This is a genomic window from Bradyrhizobium sp. HKCCYLRH3073 (assembly GCF_051167995.1).
GTDB lineage: Bacteria > Pseudomonadota > Alphaproteobacteria > Rhizobiales > Xanthobacteraceae > Bradyrhizobium.
In genome coordinates this window covers 736,164-744,791 of record NZ_JBNPUD010000003.1, presented here as the reverse complement: position 1 = coordinate 744,791, position 8,628 = coordinate 736,164, and the positions used below count along the sequence as shown (strand labels likewise).

Sequence of the window (8,628 nt, the reverse complement as noted above, 5' to 3'; positions counted from 1 at the left end):
CCGCCCCATCGATCAATTGCTCACGGGGCCACCCCAACTTGCCAAAAACCCACAACAGTTGAGCCTCGCAATATGCGAAAGCTGAACCGGACAGCCGTGGGCTTGTCCCGGCCATCCACGTCGTCCGGCACGCCGAGAAGGACGTGGATGCCCGGGCCTTCGCCGCGCCGAAGCGGCTTCGGCCGCGCAGGCGGGACAAGCCCGGGCATGACGACGTGGAGACAGGCGAGCGCATAAAGGCCCATCGTTTGCTGCTTTAGCCCTGGGCGCACACCGCCGCCATCTCGCGGCGCATCTGCGTCCGAGCTTTGCCTTTGGACATGCCCTCTTTCCTTCGAAGAGGGCACGGGGAATGCCGGGAGCTGGCCGCCCCCATGGCCCGCCTGCAGAAAAAAATGCAGGCGGCAGGAACCACAGGTTCAGCCGAGACATCCCGGCATTCCCCGCGCGATGGTTGGGCGGCTTATACGTACTCTCCCCGGGGACCGGGCTGTCTTGCCCCCGTGACCGGCGGATCATCATCCCCGCCAGCGTAGCCTCAGCGTCGGGAGGCCAGGACCATACGACTTCGCCGGCGCATCAGGTCCGTTCGTCCGCGTGACTGATCACGCTGCGAACCCGACACACCCACCGCATCCCGCCTCAACGTCCGTGACGACCGCGAAGCGCCCCTCTGATCGAGACGGGACGGAGATAGTCAATCATGAATTCCGATAAAGCGAAAGTGAAATATTCTTAGCGGGAGGTCTGAGAGCGGTGATCGGCTTGAAAGCGTGGCACAAATTGGCTTTCGAGGGCAACGGTTTGATGGTTGCGTCGACTGAGAAGGTCGATCGGGAGCGTGCCCGTCGGGCGACTCAGTGGCCATAGGCTCGCGGGCGGGAGAAGATTCATTCAGTGGTGCGGTACAGGGCTGAGGCCCAGGAAGGCCTGCTCAACTGAAAAGTACCAAGCTAAATAGATAAGTATCAGCGAGGCCACACAGGCGCAGGCTGCCTGAACATTCCCCGAAACACGTTCTGAACTTGTTCGGAATGCCCACAACAAGCGGGTATAAGTATGCCGGTTTGTATGGTGTTTGAGGACTCACGGATGGTTTCTTTCGACGAAGCGAGAGAGTTGGCCGCCAGTCATATCGCGGGACTGGAGCAAGTGGCTGGATGCGAGTTGCTGGTTCTTGAAGAGGCCACGGAAAATGTGGAGCAAGGATGGGTCTTCTTTTATGACTCGAAGTTGCATCAAGAGACGGACGAGTTTCAGTATACGGTTGCCGGAAACGCTCCCATCTTCATAGATCGGAACGGCAAGCTCCGAAATTTGCCGACCTACCTCTCGTGGCAGGAAGGGCTGAAGCTGGTGCTTGCAGAAAATTGAGACGATGTTTGATCGTCGCTCTAGAAAATAACTGCCGGAAATACGTCTTTGCTCCCGCCAAATCTTCTTGCAGGATGGCGGCATGACAACCGAAGATCGTTCCTCCACGGATATCTCGCCCATCAATGTAGACGCTGCCGCACGCGTTCGTGCAATCCTGGCGGCCGTCCGCCCCCTGGCAGCCGAGTACTATGCCCTTACAGGTAAACCCCTCGGCGTCACCGGTGAGATCGCCGAGTTCGTCGCCGCGGAATGCCTCGATCTTGAGCTCGCGGTGGCGCGTACCGCTGGGTATGACGCCGTTCGCCAAAGTCCGGACGGTCCGGTCCGTATCCAGATCAAGGGCCGCGCCTGCACCGGGAATGCAAACCGAGGCCAGCGGATCGGGCGCATCAAGCTCGACTCCGCCTGCGACGTGGTTCTTCTGGTGCTGCTAGACGCCGCGATCCTTGAACCAGTTGAAATGTGGGAAGCGCCCTTCAGCTCGGTCTCCCGGCGCCTTGCCGAACCGGGCTCTCGGGCCCGCAACGAACGCGGCGCCCTCAGCATCAGCGATTTTAGGCGACTGAGTGGCGCCCGCCAAGTCTGGCCGCGCGAAATGTCATCAGTAGAAAAGAGGTGCCATGGCTGAGGACAGCAAGGAGAAAGGGTCGGAGTCGCCGGGCAAGCCTGAGCGCCCGATCGATCATGCAAGCCAGGATGTCCTTGGGCGGTTGAATTTCGTCCGGCGACTGGCGGATTCATTGATTGATAAGCTGACGCAAAAGTCTCGCGGCATTGCCGTTGGCATTACGGGACCTTGGGGAAGCGGTAAGTCTTCAATCCTAAATCTGTTAAGCGAGCATTTAAAGACAACGTATCCCAAATCGGTCGTGGTCCGTTTCGATCCGTGGCTCATCTCTGGTCGCACGGATTTGATCGGTGAATTCATTCGCGAACTCATCCGTACGATCAATGCAGGGTCGAGGGCGAGCGCGCAGCTACGGAAAATTGGGCAAACCCTCGCGACCTATGGCGGCTATATCGCCCCAATCGCTAGTATGGCGAACCCGCTGCTTGGCCTCATCATGAAAGGCGGAGCGGACGCCTACAAAGAGGCGGCCAAAAGCAGCGAGAGTCTCAGCGCCCTGAAATCCCGCCTCATGAGGGAACTCGCTGCGGTCGATGTGCCGATCGTCGTTTTAATCGACGAGCTCGACCGGGTTGAAGATGAAGAAATACGCACCATCGCGCAATTGGTCCGTTCCGTCGCCGATTTCCCCGGAATCTCCTACGTCTTGGCCTACGACGAGAAGCGCGTCGTTCAGGCCCTGGGACTGGGGCATAGCGACGCGACCGCTGAAAAGCGCGGCCGCGCCTATCTTGAAAAGATCGTCCAACTCCAAATTCCCCTTCCAACAATCTTTGCGAATGAGGTCGCCGAGCTTTTGACGAACGAGCTCCAGATGCTCAAAGACCAGCTCGCTTTGCCGGACGGCTTCGACACGCTGGACCGCTATCAAAAGCTGGTCAAGCTTCTCTCCGAACAAGTTCTAGATACGCCTCGCGATGTATCACGACTGACGGGCACGTTCCACGCGATCGCCGGAATGTTGCGCGACGAAGTGGACTGGATCGATCTGCTCGGCTTCAGCGTCCTCCTTACAAAGGCACCCCAGGCAGTGGAATTGCTGCGGTCACAGCCCGACGAGTTTACGAGCGAGATCTTCTCGGAGGCAGGTATGGTTCGCCGCCTTCAGGATCGGCTCGACCACCAGGAGGAAAAAAAGGGAGAACGGCTCAAAAAGCTCCTGCCAGACTCCGAGTATCCCGAGGGTATCCGATCATTGCTCGGGTTTATGTTCCCGGTGGTCTCCTCGGCGTTGCAAAGTAAGAGCCGAGACGACGATAGCCCGGATGCGATCCACCATCGCCGTCCATTCATAACAACCTTGAGATTGGGCTTGCCACCTGGCGAATACTCGCGGACCAGCATTCTGGCGTTTTTGAAAGCTCCGCCTGAAGAGGCTGCAGAGATACTTCGTACAGCATTCAGCAAAGGCTCCCTGCGCGCATTCATCGATCGATTTGACGACATCTACACCCAGGTGCCCAGCATCGACCATGTTAATCTATGGCGCGGCATCGCGCTCTTTGCCAGGAAGCCTGACTGCGAATGGCTTCATAGCTACAGTCCGATGCACGAAATCGTTCAAAATCTCGCTGAGATCCTAGAGAATTGCGTTCGGCGCAATCCAGATTTCCAAGAGACAGCCACCAAGATCTTCGTCAACCTCAAGAACCAAGAAGAAGACGAACTCGTACCTTTGTGGCTTCGTCGGCAAGTCTTTCGTCATGGTCTCTATGGACATTTGAAGCATCCCGAAAATGCGGCTATTCTAACCGCAGAGCAAACGGACGCAGTCGCCAATGACCTGTCTCATCGCTGGCGAACGGAGCACTTGAGCGGGAAGCTGATCCCATGCCGTTGGGACCTGACGCCGATTTACACCATGCTCGATACGGGGATCTGGGACGATCCATGCCGGAGAGCGCTGGATGCTGAGCTGAAGGATCAGCGTGTGGTTGACGGTCTCACGCTCATGCTCTACGGCGGAATTTACTTCACCGATCAGGAGACGATCTCAAAGATCTGCACCTACGATCAATATCGCGCCAAAGTGGATATGCGACTAAAGAGCGACAATATCGAAGCCTCCCTGCGGGTCGCTTTGGTAAAGGCCAGAGACGGGCGGTGGTGAAGCGCCTGACGCTCTCCCAATGCGCACGCCACGGATGGGCGTTATGGACTGCGATGATCGTACGTTACAACGGCCTTCATTCCGAGACCTGAGCCTGCGGCCTTGCCTCGCAATGACGATGGTGGCCAAGCATTCGCCCGTCACCCGCGCCCGCGATACGGCGCGACGCCCTGGTCGGGCACCCACAGGCCCTTCGGCAGCTTCCCCGTCTGCCAGAACACGTCGATCGGGATGCCGCCGCGGGGGTACCAGTAGCCGCCGATGCGCAGCCATTTGGGTTTGATCTCGGCGGCGAGGCGCTTGCCAATGGCCACCGTGCAGTCCTCGTGGAAGGCGCCGTGGTTGCGGAAGCTCGCGAGGTAGAGCTTGAGGGACTTGGATTCGACCAGCCAGGGGCCGGGAGCGTAATCGATGACGAGATGGGCGAAGTCCGGCTGGCCGGTCACCGGGCACAGCGAGGTGAACTCCGGCACCGTGAAGCGGGCCAGGTAATCGGTGTCCTTCTGCGGGTTGGGGACGCGGTCGAGCTTGGCCGCCTCCGGACTGTCCGGGGCCGCCACCTCGCGGCCGAGCTGGAGGCCGGCCGATGTCAGGGCTGGGGTGGATTTCTTCGCCATGTTTTGTGCCATCCGTCGCAATTGGCGCCCCTTTAGCCAATCGCCGGCCGGGCGTCATCCGGTTCGTGATTTCGACGCCAGTTCTGCCCGACTTCCGCTCGACTTGGCCTTTTCGCCCCCGTGACCTTGCGGTAGAAGCGGCGCAGCAATGCCCACCCGGAAACGCCGTAAGAGGACCCCATGACCGCCATCGTCGACATCATCGGCCGCGAAATCCTGGACAGCCGCGGCAATCCCACGGTCGAGGTCGACGTCGTCCTGGAGGACGGCTCGGTCGGCCGTGCCGCGGTGCCGTCCGGCGCCTCCACCGGCGCCCATGAGGCGGTCGAGCTGCGCGACGGCGACAAGCATCGCTATCTCGGCAAGGGCGTCCAGAAGGCGGTCGAGGCCATCAACGACGAGATCTACGAGGCGCTCAGCGACATGTCGGCGCAGGACCAGGTCCAGATCGACCAGATCCTGATCGAGCTCGATGGCACCGAGAACAAGAGCCGGATCGGCGCCAACGCCATCCTCGGCGTCTCGCTCGCCTGCGCCAAGGCGGCGGCGATCTCTTACGACATGCCGCTGTATCGCTATGTCGGCGGCACCTCGGCGCGCACCCTGCCGGTGCCGATGATGAACATCGTCAATGGCGGCGTCCACGCCGACAACCCGATCGACTTCCAGGAATTCATGATCATGCCGGTGGGCGCACCGACCTTTGCGGAGGCGCTGCGCTGCGGCTCGGAGATCTTCCATACGCTGAAGGCCGAGCTGAAGAAGGCCGGTCACAACACCAATGTCGGCGACGAGGGTGGCTTCGCGCCGAACCTGCCGTCGGCGGATGCCGCGCTCGACTTCGTCATGGCCGCGATCGGCAAGGCCGGCTACACCGCGGGCGAGGACGTCATGCTGGCGCTCGACTGCGCCGCGACCGAGTTCTTCAAGGACGGCAAGTACGTCTACGAGGGCGAGAACAAGTCGCGCTCGCGCTCGGAGCAGGCCAAATATCTCGCCGACCTCGTCGCGCGCTATCCGATCGCCTCGATCGAGGACGGCATGTCGGAGGACGACATGGACGGCTGGAAGGAGCTGACCGATCTGATCGGCCACAAGTGCCAGCTCGTCGGCGACGACCTGTTCGTGACCAACGTGAACCGTCTGGAGGACGGCATCCGTAACGGCCGCGCCAACTCGATCCTGATCAAGGTCAACCAGATCGGCACGCTGACCGAGACGCTCGCCGCGGTCGAGATGGCCTACAAGGCCGGCTACACCGCCGTGATGTCGCACCGCTCCGGCGAGACTGAGGATTCCACCATCGCCGATCTCGCGGTCGCCACCAATTGCGGGCAGATCAAGACCGGCTCGCTGGCGCGCGCCGACCGCACCGCCAAGTACAACCAGCTGCTGCGCATCGAGCAGGAGCTCGACGCGCAGGCCAAATATGCGGGCAGGGCGGCGCTGAAGGCACTGGCCTGAGTCCGGAACGCAACACGGAAGAGGGAGGCGCGCATGGGTGTCGAGACAGGCCTGCAACTGCGGACGCTGATCAAGCGCAGCGGTGAGCTCGAGCTCTCGCTGGTCGACGTGCCGACCCCCGAGCCTGGGCCGGACGAGGTCGTGGTGCGGATCGAGGCGGCGCCGATCAACCCGTCCGATCTCGGCCTGCTCGTTGGCGCTGCCGACCTCACGACCATGCAGGCGTCCGGCACCAAGGACCGTCCGGTCATCATCGCGAAGGTGCCGGAAACCGGGATGCGGGCGATGGCCGCCCGGGTCGACGAGTCCATGCCTGTTGGCAACGAGGGGGCTGGCGTCGTGGTCAAGACCGGATCCTCCGACGCCGCCAAGGCGCTGATGGGCCGCACGGTCGCGGCGATCGGCGGGGCGATGTACAGCCAGTATCGCTGCCTGAAGCTCTCCGAATGCCTGCCGCTGCCGGCCGGCACGACCCCGGCCGAGGGCGCCTCCTGCTTCGTCAATCCGCTGACCTCGCTCGGCATGACCGAGACGATGCGGCGCGAGGGCCATACGGCGCTGGTGCACACCGCGGCCGCGTCCAATCTCGGGCAGATGCTCAACAAGATCTGCCTCAAGGACGGCATCCCGCTCGTCAACATCGTGCGCAGTGCGGCGCAGGCCGAGATCCTGCGCGGCCTCGGCGCCAAATACGTCGTGGATTCGACCTCGCCCACCTTCATGGACGAACTCATCGCGGCGCTGGTCGAGACCGGCGCGACCATCGCCTTCGATGCGATCGGCGGCGGCAAGCTCGCCGGCCAGATCCTCAACGCGATGGAAGCCGCGATCAACAAGTCCGGCAAGCACCCGTACAGCCGATACGGCTCGAACGTGCACAAGCAGGTCTACATCTACGGCAGCCTCGACGTCAGGCCGACCGAGATCACCCGCGGCTTCGGCATGACCTGGAGCGTCGGCGGCTGGCTGCTGTTTCCGTTCCTGATGAAGATCGGCAAGGCGGATACCGAGCGGCTGCGCCAGCGCGTCGTCGACGAGCTGAAGACGACCTTTGCCAGCCACTACACCAAGGTCGTTTCCTTGTCCGAGGCGCTCGATCCGGCCAACCTCGCCGTGTACGCCAAACGGGCCACCGGCGAAAAATTCCTCATCGACCCCAACAAAGATAAGTGACCTAACGTCGCTCCTCGGACGTTGCTGACGGGCTTGCGTTTGGCCCGCATGCGGAGACAATCCGCCCCGTTTGTCTGGGGGGCGGCGTCAGCCGCATGAAGCACTGAGGAGAGATTTGTCATGACCCGATTGGATCGCCGTCGATTTCTGGCTGGTGCGGCCCTCGCCGGAGCTGCAACCGCCTTGCCGCCGCTGGCCGGACAGGCACGCGCGGCGGTTGCGCCCGCCGGCGCGCAGGCCCCCGGCTTCTACCGCTACAAGGTTGGCGACTACGAATGCACCTCCGTCAATGACGGCGCGCGCACCTTCCCGATGCCCGACACGTTCGTCGTCAACACCGCCAAGGACGACGCGCTCGCGGCTGCCGAAAGCGCCTACATGCCGAAGGGCATGATCACGATCCCCTTCAATCCGCAACTGATCAACACCGGCTCCAAGCTGGTCCTGATCGACACCGGCAATGGGGCCGGGGCCTTCGAGGCCAGCAAGGGCGCGGTCGGCCGCACGCTGCAGAACCTCGCTGCCGCCGGCGTCGATCCGAAGAGCATCGACGTCGTCGTGCTCTCCCACATGCATGGCGACCACATCAACGGCCTCAAGCTCGCGGACGGCTCGCTGGCGTTCCCGAACGCCGAGCTGAAGGTGCCGGCCAAGGAGTGGGCGTTCTGGAATAGCGACGAGAACGCCGCCAAGGCGCAGACCGACTTGATGAAGGGCAATTTCGCCAACTTCAAGAAGGTGTTCGGCGGGCTCGAAAGCAAGCTCACGCAGTACGAGTGGGACAAGGAGGTCGCGCCCGGCATCACCGCGCTCGGCACGCCCGGTCACACGCCGGGACACACCTCGTTCGCGGTCGCTTCCGGCAATGCCAGGGTCCTGATCCAGGCCGACGTCACCAACGTCCCCGAGCTGTTCCTGCGCAATCCGGATTGGCACGTGATGTTCGACACCGATGCCGCGATGGCCCAGGAGACGCGGCACAAGTTCTACGACATGGCCGCCGCCGAGAAGGCCAAGGTGATCGGCTTCCACTTCTCGTTCCCCTCGGTGGGCTATGTCGAGAAGGACGGCGCCAAGTACCGGCTGATTCCGGCGCCGTGGAATCCGGTGATCTAACTTCCGTCATTGCGAGCGAAGCGAAGCAATCCAGGGGCTCGGTCGGGACTCTGGATTGCGTCGTCGCTTCGCTCCTCGCAATGACGGGGATGGAGTGTGCCAGGCCGTCTTTCGATGCGGCCTGCTTGTTTTGCATATGCGAA

Annotated in this window: 7 protein-coding genes; 6 read left to right on the top strand and 1 reads right to left on the bottom strand. The window is 62.0% G+C overall.

Annotation, left to right across the window (positions count from 1 at the left end; translation table 11 throughout):
- The first annotated feature begins 1,092 nt into the window (after window positions 1-1,092).
- From ACQR1X_RS11060 to ACQR1X_RS11050, 3 genes are all read left to right on the top strand, one after another.
- Window positions 1,093-1,374 carry a YrhB domain-containing protein gene (locus ACQR1X_RS11060; protein WP_434898807.1) on the top strand — a complete coding sequence of 94 codons (282 nt, stop codon included), beginning with the start codon at window positions 1,093-1,095 and terminating at the stop codon, window positions 1,372-1,374.
- Window positions 1,375-1,456: 82 nt separating this feature from the next.
- Window positions 1,457-2,005: a DUF6998 domain-containing protein gene (locus ACQR1X_RS11055; RefSeq protein ID WP_434898806.1), complete on the top strand. Its 549-nt coding sequence runs from the start codon at window positions 1,457-1,459 to the stop codon at window positions 2,003-2,005.
- Window positions 1,998-4,115, top strand: a complete 2,118-nt coding sequence (locus ACQR1X_RS11050) for a KAP family NTPase (protein WP_434898805.1) — start codon at window positions 1,998-2,000, stop codon at window positions 4,113-4,115. The genes ACQR1X_RS11055 and ACQR1X_RS11050 overlap by 8 nt, the downstream gene beginning before the upstream one ends.
- Window positions 4,116-4,255: 140 nt before the next feature.
- Here the strand turns inward: ACQR1X_RS11050 and queF are convergent, their stop codons facing one another.
- Window positions 4,256-4,732: a preQ(1) synthase gene (gene queF, locus ACQR1X_RS11045; protein ID WP_434898804.1), complete on the bottom strand. Its 477-nt coding sequence runs from the start codon at window positions 4,730-4,732 to the stop codon at window positions 4,256-4,258.
- A 180-nt stretch (window positions 4,733-4,912) separates the two neighbouring features.
- Here queF and eno point away from each other — a divergent pair, with 180 nt between their 5' ends.
- The 3 genes from eno (at window position 4,913) to ACQR1X_RS11030 (ending at window position 8,485) form a co-directional block, all read left to right on the top strand.
- Complete coding sequence (gene eno, locus ACQR1X_RS11040) at window positions 4,913-6,196, top strand: phosphopyruvate hydratase (RefSeq protein WP_434898803.1); 1,284 nt, start codon at window positions 4,913-4,915, stop codon at window positions 6,194-6,196.
- Between the two features lie 33 nt (window positions 6,197-6,229).
- A complete protein-coding gene (locus tag ACQR1X_RS11035) occupies window positions 6,230-7,369 on the top strand; it encodes a zinc-binding dehydrogenase (RefSeq protein WP_434898802.1) in 1,140 nt (379 codons plus the stop codon).
- A 120-nt stretch (window positions 7,370-7,489) separates the two neighbouring features.
- Window positions 7,490-8,485 carry an MBL fold metallo-hydrolase gene (locus ACQR1X_RS11030; protein WP_434898801.1) on the top strand — a complete coding sequence of 332 codons (996 nt, stop codon included), beginning with the start codon at window positions 7,490-7,492 and terminating at the stop codon, window positions 8,483-8,485.
- The last annotated feature ends 143 nt before the right edge of the window (window positions 8,486-8,628 follow it).